The organism is Saccharothrix saharensis (assembly GCF_006716745.1).
GTDB lineage: Bacteria > Actinomycetota > Actinomycetes > Mycobacteriales > Pseudonocardiaceae > Actinosynnema > Actinosynnema saharense.
In genome coordinates this window covers 7873067-7888912 of the sequence record NZ_VFPP01000001.1, presented here as the reverse complement: position 1 = coordinate 7888912, position 15846 = coordinate 7873067, and the positions used below count along the sequence as shown (strand labels likewise).

16 protein-coding genes are annotated in these 15846 nt (G+C 72.9%); 4 read left to right on the top strand and 12 right to left on the bottom strand.

The annotated features are described in order from the left end of the window. Positions 1 to 131: 131 nt before the first annotated feature. On the bottom strand, positions 132 to 2897 hold the full coding sequence (locus FHX81_RS36005) for a DEAD/DEAH box helicase (RefSeq protein WP_141982948.1): 2766 nt from the start codon (positions 2895 to 2897) through the stop codon (positions 132 to 134). Between the two features lie 128 nt (positions 2898 to 3025). On the opposite strand from FHX81_RS36005, the gene FHX81_RS36000 reads away from it, so the two are divergent. After that, positions 3026 to 3511 carry a hypothetical protein gene (locus FHX81_RS36000; protein ID WP_141982947.1) on the top strand — a complete coding sequence of 162 codons (486 nt, stop codon included), beginning with the start codon at positions 3026 to 3028 and terminating at the stop codon, positions 3509 to 3511. Here FHX81_RS36000 and FHX81_RS35995 read toward each other — a convergent pair. The 7 genes from FHX81_RS35995 to FHX81_RS35965 all read right to left on the bottom strand — a co-directional run bounded on the left by FHX81_RS35995 (position 3495) and on the right by FHX81_RS35965 (position 8798). Next, the gene (locus FHX81_RS35995) at positions 3495 to 4379 is read right to left on the bottom strand and encodes a diacylglycerol/lipid kinase family protein (protein ID WP_141982946.1); all 885 of its coding nucleotides are present in this window, start codon (positions 4377 to 4379) and stop codon (positions 3495 to 3497) included. The genes FHX81_RS36000 and FHX81_RS35995 overlap by 17 nt on opposite strands. 38 nt (positions 4380 to 4417) lie before the next feature. Continuing rightward, positions 4418 to 5320 (bottom strand): twin-arginine translocase subunit TatC, encoded by a 903-nt coding sequence (gene tatC, locus FHX81_RS35990; protein ID WP_141984316.1) that lies wholly within the window; start codon positions 5318 to 5320, stop codon positions 4418 to 4420. Positions 5321 to 5440: 120 nt separating this feature from the next. After that, the gene (tatA, locus tag FHX81_RS35985; protein ID WP_141982945.1) at positions 5441 to 5809 is read right to left on the bottom strand and encodes a Sec-independent protein translocase subunit TatA; all 369 of its coding nucleotides are present in this window, start codon (positions 5807 to 5809) and stop codon (positions 5441 to 5443) included. Continuing rightward, positions 5802 to 6068, bottom strand: coding sequence for a bacteriophage holin (locus FHX81_RS35980; protein ID WP_141982944.1), 267 nt, complete (start codon positions 6066 to 6068; stop codon positions 5802 to 5804). The genes tatA and FHX81_RS35980 overlap by 8 nt, the downstream gene beginning before the upstream one ends. An 18-nt stretch (positions 6069 to 6086) precedes the next feature. Next, positions 6087 to 7058, bottom strand: a complete 972-nt coding sequence (locus FHX81_RS35975) for a helix-turn-helix transcriptional regulator (RefSeq protein ID WP_141982943.1) — start codon at positions 7056 to 7058, stop codon at positions 6087 to 6089. Next, positions 7055 to 8041, bottom strand: coding sequence for a helix-turn-helix transcriptional regulator (locus FHX81_RS35970; protein ID WP_141982942.1), 987 nt, complete (start codon positions 8039 to 8041; stop codon positions 7055 to 7057). The genes FHX81_RS35975 and FHX81_RS35970 overlap by 4 nt, the downstream gene beginning before the upstream one ends. A gap of 250 nt (positions 8042 to 8291) precedes the next feature. Continuing rightward, positions 8292 to 8798, bottom strand: coding sequence for a GlcG/HbpS family heme-binding protein (locus FHX81_RS35965; RefSeq protein WP_211363653.1), 507 nt, complete (start codon positions 8796 to 8798; stop codon positions 8292 to 8294). Between the two features lie 145 nt (positions 8799 to 8943). Here FHX81_RS35965 and FHX81_RS35960 point away from each other — a divergent pair, with 145 nt between their 5' ends. After that, entirely contained in the window at positions 8944 to 9909 is a 966-nt protein-coding gene (locus tag FHX81_RS35960; RefSeq protein WP_246108138.1) for a sensor histidine kinase, read from the top strand. Next, positions 9906 to 10535, top strand: a complete 630-nt coding sequence (locus FHX81_RS35955) for a response regulator (protein WP_170232294.1) — start codon at positions 9906 to 9908, stop codon at positions 10533 to 10535. Before FHX81_RS35960 ends, FHX81_RS35955 begins: the two co-directional genes overlap by 4 nt. Here the strand turns inward: FHX81_RS35955 and FHX81_RS35950 are convergent. The 4 genes from FHX81_RS35950 to pafA all read right to left on the bottom strand — a co-directional run bounded on the left by FHX81_RS35950 (position 10522) and on the right by pafA (position 14316). After that, complete coding sequence (locus tag FHX81_RS35950; protein ID WP_141982940.1) at positions 10522 to 11397, bottom strand: SRPBCC domain-containing protein; 876 nt, start codon at positions 11395 to 11397, stop codon at positions 10522 to 10524. The two genes, FHX81_RS35955 and FHX81_RS35950, sit on opposite strands and share 14 nt — an antisense overlap. Then, positions 11390 to 11947 (bottom strand): winged helix-turn-helix domain-containing protein, encoded by a 558-nt coding sequence (locus FHX81_RS35945; RefSeq protein WP_141982939.1) that lies wholly within the window; start codon positions 11945 to 11947, stop codon positions 11390 to 11392. Before FHX81_RS35945 ends, FHX81_RS35950 begins: the two co-directional genes overlap by 8 nt. An 87-nt stretch (positions 11948 to 12034) precedes the next feature. Further along, positions 12035 to 12568 carry a beta propeller repeat protein gene (locus FHX81_RS42880; protein WP_342787244.1) on the bottom strand — a complete coding sequence of 178 codons (534 nt, stop codon included), beginning with the start codon at positions 12566 to 12568 and terminating at the stop codon, positions 12035 to 12037. A gap of 389 nt (positions 12569 to 12957) precedes the next feature. After that, positions 12958 to 14316 (bottom strand): Pup--protein ligase, encoded by a 1359-nt coding sequence (gene pafA / locus FHX81_RS35935; protein ID WP_141982938.1) that lies wholly within the window; start codon positions 14314 to 14316, stop codon positions 12958 to 12960. Positions 14317 to 14396: 80 nt separating this feature from the next. Between pafA and FHX81_RS35930 the strand changes: the two genes are divergently transcribed. Continuing rightward, entirely contained in the window at positions 14397 to 15830 is a 1434-nt protein-coding gene (locus FHX81_RS35930; RefSeq protein ID WP_141982937.1) for a bifunctional phosphatase PAP2/diacylglycerol kinase family protein, read from the top strand. Positions 15831 to 15846 lie beyond the last annotated feature (16 nt).

Below are 15846 nucleotides of genomic sequence, written 5' to 3'. Positions count from 1 at the left end.
CTCGGCCTCCGACGGTCGGTCTGGACAAGGTCTGGAACGGTCTTCGACGATCTGCGCAAGCCGTGCGAGGCTTGCGGGCGCGATCAAACCACAGCCACCCGCACGGTACCCACCCGCCCCGCAAAGCTTTGTCAAACGGTGGCCATCGCCACCACCCCGCGGCGCAGCGCGTCGACCGCCTTCCGGGCGGCGGCGCCGACCGGATCGCCCCCGCCGACGACGTCGCGGATCTGGTCCAGGAAGTCGATCACCTGCCGGCACCACCGGACGAAGTCGCCCGCGCCGAGCTCGGCGCCGTTCTCCTCCGCCGCCGACAGCACCTTCTCCAACGACTCGCCACGCGCCCACCGGTACACCGCCCACGCGAAGCCGGGGTCGGGTTGGCGGGTGCGGTCGAGCCGGTGGCGGCGTTCGTCGTCCTCCAGCTCGGCCCACAGGCGCGCGGTCGCGGTCAGCGCGTCGGACACCTTGCCCGGTGGCAGCCGGGCTTCCAGCGGGCCGTCCCGGCGGGCCTCGTAGACCAGCGCGGACACGACGGCGGCCAGTTCGGCCGGGTCGAGGTCGCGCCACACGCCGTGCCGCAGGCATTCGGCGGCCAGCAGGTCGGATTCGCTGTAGAGCCTGGTCAGCCGCTTGCCGTGCTCGGTGACCTCCTCGCCGGGCCCGTTCTCCTCGGCGTGCAGGTAGCCGCGTTCGCGCAGCAGGCCGCGGATGCGGTCGAACTCGCGCGCCAACGAGTGGGTGGTGGCGGCGACCTTGCGCTCGAGCTGCTCGGTCTCGGCGAGCAGCCGGTGGTAGCGCTCGCCCCAGCGGGCGTGCTCCTCGCGCTTCTCGCAGCCGTGGCACGGGTGCGCGCGCAACGCCCGCCGCAGGGTGGCCAGTTCGGCGTCGTCGTCGGCGGTGGACCGGCGTTTGCGCATCGCGGGGGCGACGATGCCGGTGGCGCGCAACGACGCTGCCAGGTCGCGCCGCGACTTCGGCGACCGGGTGTCGACCTGCTTGGGCAGCCGCATCTTGCCCAGCACCTCGACCGGCATGGGGAAGTCCGCGGACGACAACCGGCCGGCCCACCGGTCCTCGGTCACGACGAACGGGCGCGGCTCGCCCAGGGGCTCCAGGCCGGGGTCGATCACCACGGCCAGGCCGGACCGCCGCCCGGACGGCACCGCGATCACGTCGCCCTTGCGGAGCCGTTCCAGCGACTGGGCCGCCTCGGCGCGCTTGGCGGAGGTGTTCTGCCGGGCCAGCGCCTTCTCCCGGTCGGCGACGCGGCGGCGCAGGGACGCGTACTCGGTGAAGTCACCGAGGTGGCACGTCATCGCCTCGGCGTAGCCGCCCAGCGCCTCGCGGTTGCGCTCGATGCGCCGGGCCAGGCCGACGACCGACCGGTCTGCCTGGAACTGGGCGAACGACTGCTCCAGGATCTCCCGGGCCGCGGCCGCGCCGAGCTGGTTCACCAGGTTGACGGCCATGTTGTAGCCGGGCCGGAACGACGATCGCAGCGGGTAGGTGCGGGTCGAGGCGAGGCCGCCGACGGCCTTCGGGTCGACGCCGGGCTGCCACACCACGACGGCGTGACCCTCCACGTCGATGCCGCGCCGCCCGGCGCGGCCGGTGAGCTGGGTGTACTCGCCGGGTGTCAGGTCGACGTGCGCCTCGCCGTTGTACTTGACCAGCTTCTCCAGCACGACGGTGCGGGCGGGCATGTTGATGCCGAGCGCCAGCGTCTCGGTGGCGAACACGACCTTCACCAGGCCGCGGACGAACAGCTCCTCCACGGTCTCCTTGAACGCGGGCAGCAGGCCGGCGTGGTGGCTGGCGATGCCGCGTTCCAGCGCTTCGCGCCACTCCCAGTAGCCCAGCACCATCAGGTCGCCCTGCGGCAGGTCCTTGGTCTTCTCCTCGATGACCTCGCGGATCTGCTCGACCTCGTCGGGGGAGTTGAGCCGCAGGCCGGCCCGCACGCACTGGGTGACGGCCGCGTCGCAGCCCGCGCGGCTGAACACGAAGTCGATGGCGGGCAGCAGGCCGGCGCCGTCGAGCCGCTGCACGATGTCGACCCGGGACGGCGGTTTGAAGCCGGAGCCGCGCGGCGGGCGGCCGCGTTGGTCCTTGTTGTTGCGGTTGCGGCTCCACGGCACGTGGAAGCGGGAGAGGTCGTCGGTGTGCCGCAGCAGTTGCGGGTTGATGCGGGCGTGCCCGTCGGCGCCTTCGCCGGCGAACAGGTCCATCATCCGGCCGCCGGCGAGCATGTGCTGCCACAGCGGCACGGGCCGGTGCTCGTCGACCACGACGGTGGTGTCGCCGCGCACCTCGACCAGCCACTCGCCGAACTCCTCGGCGTTGCTGACGGTGGCGGACAGGCCGACCAGCCGCACGGACTCGGGCAGGTGCAGGATCACCTCCTCCCACACCGGGCCGCGGAACCGGTCGGCCAGGTAGTGGATCTCGTCCATCACCACGTAGGCCAGGGTGCTGAGGGTGGAGGAGCCCGCGTACAGCATGTTGCGCAGGACCTCGGTGGTCATCACGACGATCGGCGCGTCGCCGTTGACCGAGGTGTCGCCGGTGAGCAGGCCGACCTTGTTCGCGCCGTAGCGCGCGACCAGGTCGGCGTACTTCTGGTTCGACAGCGCCTTGATCGGCGTCGTGTAGAAGCACTTGCTGCCCTCGGACAGGGCCAGGTGCACGGCGAACTCGCCGACGACGGTCTTGCCGGCGCCGGTGGGGGCGCAGACCAGCACGCCGTGCCCGTCCTCCAGCGCCTCGCAGGCGCGTTGCTGGAACGGGTCGAGTTCGAACGAGATGACCCCCAGGAAGTCGGCCAGCTTGGGCCGGGAGGAGCGGCGGCGGAAGTCCGCGTACGAGTCGGCCGGAGACCGCGAAGTGCTTGACACCTGTCCAGGCTGTCATACGGGACCGACAAAATCGCTTCAGATCCGGACCGGAACCCGCAACGGGACTTTTGGTCAGCACTGAAGTTATCAAGACCACGAAGGTGGATCGTGCGGCACACTCGTCAGACGTGGAAGCGATCCCGTTGGCGGAAGGCGACCTCAGGTGGGTGTTCCCCGACCTGGTCGAGGTCGACCCGGTGCTCGCGGTGCTGCGACAGGCCGCCACCCGGGTCGAGCGGCTGGCCGGCCACCTGGGCAGACCGGGCGCGGGCCTGGTGTTCGACCACCTGCCCGGCGCGCCCTACGCGGGGTTGTCGGCCCTCGCCGAGTTCGAGGAGGTGGCGTTCCGGGTGCACGTCGCCCTGCCCCGGGATCCGCACCGCAACGTGCCGCGGTCGCCGCCGCCGTGGCAGGTGGAGGGTGAGATCTCGGTGCGCTGCGACGCGATCCGGGACTGCGGCCGGCACGAGATCGAGACGGTCGAGTCCGCGCACGGCACGCCGCTGGACGCGGCCAACGGGGTGCTGAGCGTGGCCGGGTGGCTCTTCGACCGGGGCACGGCGGAGCCGCACGGCTCGTGGCGCAGGCGGGACGTGCTCAGCCGCCACCGGTGACGGCGGTGAGGGCGCCGGGCACGCACGTGGTCGTCAACGGCACCGCGCTCAGCCGCTCGCCGTCGGCGTAGGCCACCCAGGACGGCCCGGACAGCCGCGCGGAGCGGGCGCGGAGGGTGCGCACGGCCGGGTGGTCCACGTGCCGCCCGGTGCGCAGCGTGGGCAGCATCCGCAGCAGCGTGCGGCGGGGTGCGGCGCGCACCACGGTCAGGTCGAACAGGCCGTCGGTGACCGACGCGTCCGGGCACACCGGGATGCCGCCGCCGTAGCTGGTGGTGTTGCCGACGGCGACCAGCAGGGCGTCCAGTTCCAGCACCTCGTCCTCGGTCTCCACGACCAGCCGGCGCGGCGTCAGCGCCGCCAGCTCGGCCAGGATCGCCAGGTCGTAGCGGCGCGGTCCGGCGGGCCAGCGCATGGCGTTGGCGCGTTCGTTGACGGCGGAGTCGAAGCCCGCGCACAGCACGGTGGCGAACCACGGGCCGCCTGCCACGCGGCCGAGGTCGAACCGGGCGCGCGTGCCCTCGCGCAACGCGGCCACGACGTCGTCCACCGAGGTGGTGCCCAGTGCGGCGGCCAGGTCGTTGCCGGTGCCGGCGGGCACCACGGCCAGGGCGGTGGAGGACTCCGCGCACGCCTGCACGGCCAGGTGCGCGCCCCCGTCGCCGCCGAGCACCACGAGCACGTCGACCCCGTCGGCGACGGCTCGGCGCGCGGCTTCGGCGGTGCCCTCGGCGGTGGGTGCGACGTGCAGGTCGAGGCGGTCGACCGCGCCGCGCAGCCGGTGCGCGACCGTGCCCGCCATGCGCGCGGCCCTGCCCTTGCCCGAGGCGGGGCACACCAGCAGGGCCGCCCGCAGTGACGTCGACATGGTCGCGAAGCCTACAAAGACTTCACTCGATCCAGTGATCAGGTCACGTCGTCGTAGCGGACCCGGCCGGGCGCCGGGTCGGGCGTGGGCACCGGATCGGGTGACGGTTCCTCGACCGCCGACGGCGTGTAGTCGAACGGCGCGGCGACGTCGTCCGGGATGTCGTCCAGGCCCTCGGCCTTGCGCCGGCGCGCGACCCGCTTGTCGTGCACCCGGGCGATCTGGATCGCCAGCTCGAACAGCAGCACGAGCGCCACCGCCAGCGCGACCATGGAGATCGGGTCGGTGCCCGGTGTGGCGATCGCGGCGAAGATGAACAGCGTGAACACGATGCCGCGCCGCCACTTGTTCAGCTTCTCGTAGCTGACCACGCCGACCTGGTTGAGCATCACCACGATGAGCGGCAGCTCGAAGCTCACGCCGAAGATCAGCAGCAACGCCATCACGAAGCTGACGTACTCGCCCGCCGTCAACGCCGTGATGAACTGGTCGTCGCCGAAACCGACCAGCACCGCCAGGCCCTGCGGCACGACGTAGAACGCGAGCGTGGCGCCCGCGACGAACAGCACCGACGCGCACGCCACGAAGACGACGGCGACCCGCCGCTCCTTGGCGTACAGGCCCGGCGAGATGAACCGCCACAGCTGGTAGAGCCACAGCGGCGAGGTCAGCGCCATGCCCGCGCCCGCGCCGACCTTGAGCCGGATCATGAAGACCTCGAACGGCTTGGTCTGCAGCAGCTGGCAGCCCCGGCCCTCCTGGGTGAGCCGCTGCGTCTCCGGGATGCCGCAGTAGGGCTGGACGACGATGTCGCCCAGGTCCGGCAGCCCGAAGAACCGCACCTCCCACCAGATGAAGCCGAAGATCGCGCCCAGCGCGATGAACAGCAGCGCCAGCCCCAGCCGGTGCCGGAGGTCGTAGAGGTGGTCCTTCAACGACATGGTGCCGTCGGGGTTGCCCCGGCGACTCGTGATCTTGCGGCGCTCCCGGCGCTGGGCCCACCACCGGACCGGACTTGCCCCCACCGTGCGGACCGTCCTTAGGCTCTCGTCGACGCTGGTCTAGTTGGTGTTCTGCTTGTTCTGCAGGTTCTGCGCGGACTGCTCGATGGGCTGGGCCACCTGCGGCTGGACCGGCTGCGCCACGGGCTGGACGACCTGCTGCGGCTGCGCCACCGGCTGCTGGGCCACCGGCTGCTGGGCCACCTGCGGCTGGACGGGCGGCAGCTGCTGCGGCGCGGGCGCCTGCTGCGCCGTCGTGCCCGGCTGCTGCTGCGGGTCGTCCTCGCTGCGCAGGCCCTTGGTCTCCGCCTTGAGGATCTTCGCCGAGCGGCCGATCGAGCGCGCCATGTCCGGCAGCTTCTTCGCGCCGAAGAGCAGGATGATCACCACGGCGATGATGATCAGCTCGGTTGGTCCGAGGTTAGGCACCGTTGTCCTCCTGTCTCCCCCGGTCCACCGATGGTACGCGGGGCTTGCCCTCGCGGGCGTGATCCGGACGCCGTTCGGCGACGGCCACCCCGAGCGCGGCGAACCGCGCCCGCAGCAGACCGACACCATCGCCGACCCTGTCACCCACCAGAGTGCTTGCGGCGCGGAAGCGGCGCAAGGATCGGATGACTCGGACGCAGGTCAGGACGAGCACGACCACCCCGAGGGCGATCGGCGCCAGGATCGGCAAGTACGGCACAGACCCACCGTACTTGCCCTAGGTTGCCGGGAGGTGATCCGCCCGGCGCAATGCCGCCTCGGCCTGCCGGGCTACCTCGGCCACCAGGTCGGACGGCTGCTCGACGTGCGCTTCACCGCCCAGCCCGAGCAGCAGGCGGACCATCCAGGCGGTGTCGGCGTAGCGCATGAGCACCCTGGCCCGGCCGTCGCCGAGCTCCACCAGGCCGTCGGTCGGGTAGTACTCGGCCACCCAGCGGGCGTCCGGTTCGAGCACCAGCACGGCAGTGCGCTGCGACGGGTCCGGCTGGAACAACCCCTCCGACGTGTCGGTGGGCGTGGCGTGCGGCGGCGGGGACGCGGGCTCGTCCAGCACGTCGACGGCGTCGATCCGGTCGAGCCGGAACAGCCGCACGCCGTCCGCCGCGCGGCACCACGCCTCCAGGTAGCCGCGGCCCTCCACCAGCAGCATCCGCATCGGGTCCACGACCCGTTCGGTGATCTCGTCGCGTGACGGCGTGTAGTAGCGCAGGTGCAGCGCGCGCTTGCGCAGGACGCCGTCGGACACCGTGTCCCGCACGCGTGACGTCTCGGGCGCTTCCCGCAGGGCCAGGCCCACGGCGACGCCCGCGGGCTGCGCCTGGCCGACGGCGGCCTCGATCTTGGCCACCGCGCGCTGCACCGCGTCCTGGTCGGCCACGCCCGGTGTCTCCACCAGCGCGCGCAGCGCCACCAGCAGCGACGTCGCCTCGGCCGCGGTCAGGCGCAGCGGCCGGCTCATGCCCGCGTCGAACGTGACGGTGACCGTGTCGCTCTCGAACGACAGGTCGATCAGGTCGCCCGGGCCGTAGCCGGGCAGACCGCACATCCACAGCAGTTCCAGGTCCTTGCGGATCTGCTTGGGCGTGACCTCGAAGTCGGCGGCGACCTCGTCGATGGGGATGCCGGGCCGGGCCAGCAGGTAGGGCACGAGGGCCAGCAGCCGGGGCAGCCGGTCGGAGGAGGCGTTCACGCACGCACCCCCGCGCCGCGCAGCGCGCCGAGCAGCTTCTCCCGCACCGTCTTGGCCAGCAGTTCCGGTTCGAGCACCACCACGTCCGGGCCGAAGCCCGCGATCCAGCCGGCGGCCGAGTCGGGGAACCTCAGCTCGATCTCCAGCACGTCCCCGGGCTCGCCGTCGAACTCGCGGGAGCCGACGACCTCCGCCCGCCGGCGCACGCCCTGGGCCCGGCCCGCCGCGACCCACAACCTGGCCGTGGCGGGCGGCTGGTCGGCGGCGGGCTGGTTGCGGACCACGAACGACAGCAGGTCGAACCGGTCGGGCCGCTGCACGGCGCCGGCCTTGCCGATCGCGCGGACGTCGCCCACGATCCTGGACAACCGGAAGCAGCGGGGCGCGTCCCGGTCGCGATCGTGCCCGACGAGGTACCACCGGCCGCGCCAGGCGACCACGCCCCACGGCTCGACCGTGCGGGTGCGCACCTCGACCGGTACCGGGCGGCGGTAGTCGAACTCGACCACGCGCCCCTCCTGCACGGCCGCGAGCAGCGGCGGGAACGCCGGTTCGCTGGTGCGGACCTTCGGCTCGACCGGCACGTGCACGTCCTGGTCGACGTCCACGCCCGCGGCGCGGAGCTTGATCAGCGCGCCGTGCGCGGCGCCGGTGAACTGCGGCGAGTCCCACAGTCGTGCGGCCAGTGCGACGGCGGCGGCCTCGTCCGGCTCCAGGTCGATGTCGCCGAGCTCGTAGTCCCGGCGGGCGATGCGGTAGCCGTCGATCGCGTCCAGGCCCGCGCTGCGACCCGTCTCCAGCGGCACGCCGAGGTCGCGCAGCTCGGTCTTGTCTCGTTCGAACATGCGGAAGAACGCCTCGTCCGTCGCGGCGTCGGCATAGCCGGGGACGATGGCGCGGATGCGTTCGGCGGTCAGGTACTGCCGGGTCGACAGCAGGCACAGCACCAGGTTGACGAGCCGTTCGGCACGTGCGATGGCCACACCGGAACCCTAACCCCGGACGAACACCCGGTGTCGCCATCCCCGCCGTGAAGACGGGTGAATGGTCCATTCAGCCGATTGCCGGAGCACGCCCCGCCCTGGTCGCGGGCGGGGCGTGACGCGGTCCGGAACGGTGGGTCCAGGGGTCCCGAGCGTAGGACTCCCGGGTCCTGAGCGTAGGACTCACGAGGCCTGGAGGTTCGACACACGGGACCTGGAGGTTCGACTCGCGCGATCGGGGAAAGGGAGGTCAGGCGCCGATGGCGGTCAGGCCGGCGCGGGCGTAGCGCTCGTCGAGGTCGCCGCTGGGGGCGCCGCCGACGCCGATGCCGGCGACCGGGGCGCCGTCGGAGACCACCGGCAGGCCGCCGGCCAGGAACAGCGTGCCCGGGATGTCGCGGAGGGTGGCGCCGTCGCCGGTCACGCGGGAGGCCAGGGCCGAGGTCGGGGCGTTGAACGACACCGACGTGAACGCCTTGCGGCGGGCCGACTCCTCGGTCTGCGGGCCCGCGCCGTCGCCGTGCAGCAGCACGACCACGTCACCGCCCCGGTCCACCACGGCGACGGTGACCCGCTGCCCGTCCTTCTCGGCCGCGTCCAGCGCCGCCTGCGCGGCCTTCACCGCCGCGTCGACCGTGATCGTCGTCGCGGTCCGCACCGCGACCCCGCTGCGCCCGTGCTGCCGGTCGGCCGTCGCGTACCCGCCGGCGCCCACCACGGACAACGCCACCAGCACCGCGATCGTGGTCTTGCGCATCGCCACACCCTCCTCGGGGGAAGCCCTGTTCATGTCGGGTTCGAGCCTCGCCCCGCGGACCGGCGCGGACCTGGTGGTTCCGGTCGACCCCGGTTCAACCCATCGGTTGACCCCGGACGCCGGCAGCCGGCCTAGGGTCGGCCCCGTGTGGCTGCACCGGGCGATGCACGCGGGCTTCTACGTGCTGTTGACGGCGTCGGCGGCGCGGTACGTCGCGTACCACGGCGTCGCGCCCGCCGTGCTGGTCACCGCCGCCGTGCTGGGCGCGGCCTACCCGGTGGGCGTGCGGTGGACCGCCGCGCTGCCCGCCGTGCTGGCGCTGTGGCTGGCGCTGGTGTGGCTCGCGCCGAGCTTCGGCTGGTGCGCCATCCCGCTGTTCTTCCAGTGCCTGCGGCAACTGCGCCCGCGGCCGGCCGTGCCGCTGGCCGCCGTGCTGACCGCCGCCGTGGTGCTGGCGCAGGTGCGGCTGGCCGACGCGGTCGAGCCGAGCCTGGTGCTGGGGCCGGTCGGGGTCGCGGTCATCACGGCCGCCGTGTTCTTCGACCGCCGCCGGCTGCTGCGCCGGGCGGGCGCGCTGGAGGAGCGGCAGCGGCTGGCCCGGGAGATCCACGACACGCTGGCGCAGGGCCTGTCCAGCATCACGCTGCTGCTGGAGCTCGGCGACACCGACCGCGCCCGCGAGGTGGCCAAGGAGAACCTGGCCGAGGCGCGCCGGTTCGTGCGCGACCTGTCCCCCTTGCAGGGCCGCACGCTGACCGACGCGTTGCGCGCCCTGTGCGACCGGGTCGGGGTGGAGGGTGAGCCGTACCCGCTGCCGGTGCCGGTGGAGGTGGCGTTGCTGCGGGTCGCGCAGGGCGCGTTGGCCAACGTCCGCGAGCACGCCGGCGCCACCACCGCCGTGATCACGCTGACCTACCTGGGTGACGCGGTGACGCTCGACGTGTGCGACGACGGCCGCGGGTTCGACCCGGCCGCGATCCGCCCCGAGCCGGGCCGCGGTTACGGGTTGGACGCGATCCGCGACCGGGTCGCCGAGCTGGGCGGCACGATGACGGTGGAGAGCGCGCCGGGCGAGGGCACGGCGCTGGCCGTGAGCGTGCCGACGCCGTGACCGGGCCGCTGCGGGTGCTGGTGGTGGACGACCACCCGGTGGTCCGGTTCGGCCTGGCCGGGCTGCTGGCCCGCGACTTCGAGGTGGTCGCCGAGGCCGCCACCGGCGAGGACGCGGTCCGCCTGGCCGCCACGCGGGACGTCGACGTGGTCCTGATGGACCTCCAGCTCGGCGCGGGCATCGACGGCGTGGAGGCCACCCGGCGCATCCGGGCCCTGCCGGACCCGCCGCAGGTCGTGGTGCTGACCACGTACGACTCGGACGCGGACGTGGTGCGCGCGGTCGAGGCCGGTGCGACGGGCTACCTGCTCAAGGACTCCCCGCCCGACGAGCTGGCCGCCGCGGTCCGCCAGGGGTCCACCGGCCGCACGGTGCTGTCCCCCGACATCGCCCGCCGCCTGCTGCGCGGCGCGCCCGCGCCCGCGGTGACCAAGCGCGAGGTGCAGATCCTCGACCACCTGGCCCGGGGCCTGTCCAACCGGGAGATCGCGAAGGCGCTGTTCATCAGCGAGGCGACGGTGAAGACGCACCTGGTGCGGATCTTCGACAAGCTGGGCGTGGACACCAGGACGGCGGCGGTGCGGACCGCCGTCGAGCTGAAGCTGATCCGCCTCAGCTCTCGCTGAGCATGCCCTCGGGCAGCCCCGGCACGTCGGGCCGCAGCCAGATCGGCCGCCAGTCGGGCAGCTCGTGGAAGCGGCGCAGCTCGGCCACGCCCGACAGCCAGCCCGCCCACGCCCCGTACGGCGGCTCACCGGTGTCGAACCCGCTCTGCACGAACGTCAGCCTGGTGCCGCCGCCGGACTCGGCCAGCTCCCAGGTCGACACCATGCCGCCCCAGTCGACGCCCATCCGCCGGCCGGGCTCGAAGTCGACCACCTTCGCGGGTTCGGGGTTCAGCTCGAAGCCGCCCATGGCGACCCGGCCGCCCACCCACGGCTCGATGTCGATCTTCGCGCCGAACCACCGCGAGTACTGCTCCGCGTCGACCAGCGAGTGGGCCACCGCGTCCACCGGCGCGTCGATCAGCACCTGGCCGCGCATCGCGGTCGTGCCGAAGTCGACCTTCGGGGTGAGCGGGCGGCCTTCGACGTGGTCGACCAGGTTGGCCAGGGACAGGCACCAGTACGTGTAGAGGTAGCCGAGGACGCTGGTCTCCGCGACGGCCACTCCCCAGCCGGGGAAGTGGCTCTGCGACACCGTGACCACCGTGTCGTCGCCCTCGGTCGCCCAGTCGATCCCGACGGTGGTGTCCTCGCCGCCGATCTTCCAGTCGAACCGCAGCGAGTGGTCGTCGACGTGCCGCAGCGTCTGGTGCGGCACGTCGCCCTCGGGCGTGTAGCGGCCCCAGAAGGCGAACCGGTCGGGCAGCTCCACCACCGCGTGCTCGGCCAGCCACGTGCCCAGCTCGCCGGCGTCGGTCAGGGCCCGGTGCACGCGCTCGACGGACGCTGTCGTGCGGGCGCGAAGGATCACGGTCTCACTCATCGGTCTCCTCCTTCGGATAGCACGCCACGGCCAGTCGGAAGGCGTCGCCCTCCGCGCCGCCGTAGCGGGTGAACAGGTCCTGCAGGGTCGTCCTCAGGTCGTCGAAGAACTCCTGCCGCCGGTCGGGGTGCACCCTGATCCCGCCGGACACCCCCAGCGACGGCAGCTCGGGCCGCGTGCGGTCCAGGCCCGCGATGTCGGACTGGACCTGTTCCACCAGGTCCAGCAGGTGGTCCAGGCTCAGCTCGTCCCGGGCGCGGCGCAGCCCGAGCCGGCCGACCAGCGCCGGCGACAACCAGTACGAGCGCGCGCTCGCCTGGTACACGCCCTCGTTGATGCCGCGCACGCGCCGCTCGTTCACCTGTGTCACCAGACCGGCTTCGACCAGGCGTTTCACGTGGTAGTAGACCCGCTGCGGGGTCTGGTCGAGCGCGGCGGCCACCTCGGTGCACGACCGCGGCTCGGCCAGTTGCCGCAGCACCTCGACGCGTTGCGGCTTGAGCAGTGCCTCGGCCTGCTCGATCTGCTCCAGGTACAGGACGTCTCTCATCGCGAAAGCGAGCTTGTACGTAAAAATCTACTTTGTCAATCAGGCCGGAGAAGACCCCGGGACACTCGACCCGGGGTCCGCTCGCGCCTATCCCCTGCTCAGCACGCCCGCACGACCGCGCTCACCCGCGGCCCAGCACACCGCGGCGCAGTCGATGGTGTCGAAGCTGCCGGTGTCCGGGGACCGCCAGGTCCGGCCGCCGTCGCGGCTGAGCTCGCTGCCGGTCGGGCCCACCGCGACCACCGCGTCACCCCACCACGCCGCGCCGGACCGGTAGCCGAACGGCGCCTGCGCGGGACCGTCCCACGTCGCGCCACCGTCCCCGCTCCACGCCAGGCCCGCGACCCGCGACGCCGGGTTCTTGTGGTCGCCGCCGACGACGACACCCCGGCGGTGCGTGCGGAACGCCACCGAGAACACGCCCGTGGACGCCGAGCTGGACAGCGGCGTGTCCGACACCGTCCAGTGCCGGCCGCCGTCACCCGAGTGCAGGACGCGGGCGGTCGCGCCGCCGCCGGTGGCGATCCACGCGTCCCGCGGCCCGGCCGTGGTCACGCACTGGCCGCTGGCGGCGAACCCGAACTCGCCGGGCAGCGCGGGCGGGAAGTTCCCCTCCGGCACCCGCTGCCACGACCGGCCGCCGTCGCCAGGTGCGGTAGAGGCGCGAGGTGTCCGCCGGGCCCGCGGTCAGCGCGACCGCGTGCCACGCGTCGAACGCCTCGACGTCGCGGAAGTCGAGGTCGGCCGCGTCGGGCGGCGTCACGGCCCGCCAGGACGCGCCGCCGTCGGTGGTGCGCAGCACGGTGCCCTTGCCGCTGGCCCACGCGACGTGCGAGTTCACCGCCGACACCGCGCGCAGCCGCACGTCGACACCGGTGGGGTGCGGTTCCCAGGACGCCTCGTGCGCCTGGGCCGGTGGTGCGGCCGGCAGCGACGCCGCCGTGGCCGTCGCCAGGAGGAGGATCTCCATGTGGTGTGAGCCTCACGAAGATCCCCCGCCCGGCGTACCGCTAGAGAGACGAGATCAGTCGCTCCACGCGTTCGTCCACCGCGCGGAACGGGTCCTTGCACAGCACGGTGCGCTGCGCCTGGTCGTTGAGCTTGAGGTGCACCCAGTCGACGGTGAAGTCGCGGCCCGCGGCCTGCGCGGCGGCGATGAAGTCACCGCGCAGCTTGGCTCGCGTGGTCTGCGGCGGGGTGTCCTTGGCGGCCTCGATCTCGCCGTCGTCGGTCACCCGTTCCACCTGGTCCTTGCGCTGGAGCAGGTCGAAGATGCCCCGGCCGCGCCGGATGTCGTGGTAGGCGAGGTCGAGCTGGGCGATGCGCGGGTTGGACAGGTCCATGCCGTGCTTGGCCTGGTAGCGCTCCATCAGCCGGTACTTGATGGCCCAGTCGATCTCGCGGTCGATCTTGGACAGGTCCTCGGCCTCGACCGCGTCCAGCGTGCGCCCCCACAGCTCCAGCACCCGTTCCGCCATGGGGTCGGGCGCGCGCTTGGCCACGTGCTCCACCGCGCGCTCGTAGTACTCGCGCTGGATGTCCAGCGCCGAGGCCTCCTTGCCGCCCGCCAGCCGCACGGTGCGCCTGCCGGTCAGGTCGTGGCTGATCTCGCGGATCGCGCGGATCGGGTTGTCCAGGCTGAAGTCGCGGAACTGGACGCCCTGCTCGATCATCTCCAGCACGAGGTTGGCGCTGCCCACCTTGAGCAGCGTGGTCACCTCGGACATGTTCGAGTCGCCGACGATGACGTGGAGCCTGCGGTAGCGCTCGGCGTCGGCGTGCGGCTCGTCGCGGGTGTTGATGATCGGGCGGGACCGGGTGGTGGCGCTGGACACGCCCTCCCAGATGTGCTCGGCCCGCTGCGACAGGCAGTAGACCGCTCCGCGCGGCGTCTGGAGCACCTTGCCCGCGCCGCAGATGAGCTGCCGGGTCACCAGGAACGGCAGCAGGACGTCGGCGATGCGGGAGAACTCCCCCGCCCGCGCGACCAGGTAGTTCTCGTGGCAACCGTAGGAGTTGCCCGCGGAGTCGGTGTTGTTCTTGAACAGGAAGATGTCTCCCCCGATGCCCTCGTCGGCGAGCCTGCGCTCGGCGTCGACGAGCAGGTCCTCGAGGATCCGCTCACCAGCCTTGTCATGCGTCACGAGCTGGGCGAGGTCGTCGCACTCCGCCGTGGCGTACTCGGGGTGCGAGCCCACGTCCAGGTAGAGCCGAGAGCCGTTGCGCAGGAAGACGTTCGACGAGCGTCCCCACGAGACGACCCGGCGGAACAGATAACGCGCGACCTCATCCGGGGACAGCCTGCGCTGCCCGTGGAAGGTGCAGGTCACCCCGAACTCAGTCTCAATGCCGAAGATCCGCCGCTGCATCCCTCAACAGTAGGCGCATTCGGCGCTTTCCTCAGTGATCCAATCGGGCGTCGCGCCGTTTTCGCGGATAACGTTCTTGTGTGCTCCGACGAGTGAACCGCCTGGACCTGGCCGTGATGAGGCGTTCCGGGGCGTTGCGCGCCTCCCCGGTCGACGAGGGGATGAAGACGGTGTCGCGCGCCGCCAACCACAGCGTGTTGTGGCTCGTGGTGGCGGGCGTGCTGGTGTTGCGCAAAGGGGTGACGCGGCGGGCGGCGCTGCGCGGGCTGGCGGCGATCGGCGGGGCGAGCTTCAGCGCGAGCCTGGTCGCGAAACGCCTGTTCCCGCGCCGTCGACCCGCCGCCGACCTGCTGCTCGTGCCCCGGCGGCTGACCAAACGCCCCACGTCGTCGTCGTTCCCGTCCGGGCACGCGGCGTCGGCGGCGGCGTTCACCACTGCGCTGGCGATGGAGTCGCCCGCGCTGGCCGCGGCGGTCGCGCCGGTCGCCGCGGCGGTGGCGTACTCCCGGGTGCACACGGGCGTGCACTGGCCGTCGGACGTGGTCGCGGGTACCGCGATCGGGATCGGCGCGGCCCTGCTGACCAGGCGCTGGTGGCCGCTGGGCCGCACCGAGCCCGCGTCGGCGCGCGAGCACCAGGAGCTGGAGGCGCTGGTCGACGGCGAGGGCCTGGTGGTCGTGGTGAACCCGAGCGCGGGCCTGGGCGGGACCGACCCGACCGCCGAGATCCTGCAGGAATGGCCCAAAGCCACGATCGTGGGAATCGAGGATCTCGACACGGTGATCGCCGATCACGCTCCGCACGCGCTGGGGGTGGCGGGCGGTGACGGGTCGGTCGCGGCGGTCGCGGCGCTGGCGGCGGCGCACCGGTTGCCGCTGGTCCTGGTGCCCGCCGGGACGCTGAACCACTTCGCCCGCGACGTCGGCGTGCGGGGGCTGGACGACACGGCGCGAGCGGTCGCGGACGGCGACGGCGTGCTGGTGGACCTGGCGGCGGTGTCGGTGGACGGCGCCGGCCCGCGCTGGTTCGTCAACACCGCGAGCCTCGGCGGCTACCCCGACATGGTCCGGATGCGGGAGCAGTTGCAGGACAGGTGGGGCAAGTGGCCGGCCGCGGGCATCGCGCTGGCCCGGGTCCTGCGCACGTCACGCCCGCTGCGGGTGGAGCTGAACGGCGAGCCGCACCTGGTGTGGATGCTGTTCGTCGGCAACGGCCCGTACCGGCCCAAGGGCTTCGCGCCGACCATGCGCCCGGCGCTGGACGCGGGCCTGATGGACGTGCGGTACATCCGCGCCGACACCCGGTTCTCGCGGGCCCGGTTCTTCCTGGGCGCGCTGCTCGGCTCGCTGCACCGCAGCCGCACCTACCGGCACCTGGAAACGCGCTGGCTGGACGTGCGGCTGCGCGAGGGCGAGGTGGCCATCGCGACCGACGGCGAGGTGGGCCCCACCGGGTCGGAGTTCGAGTTCCGCGCCCGGCCCGCCGCGCTGGCCGTCTACCGACCCCTCGAATAAGGTTGACTCCGTCAAC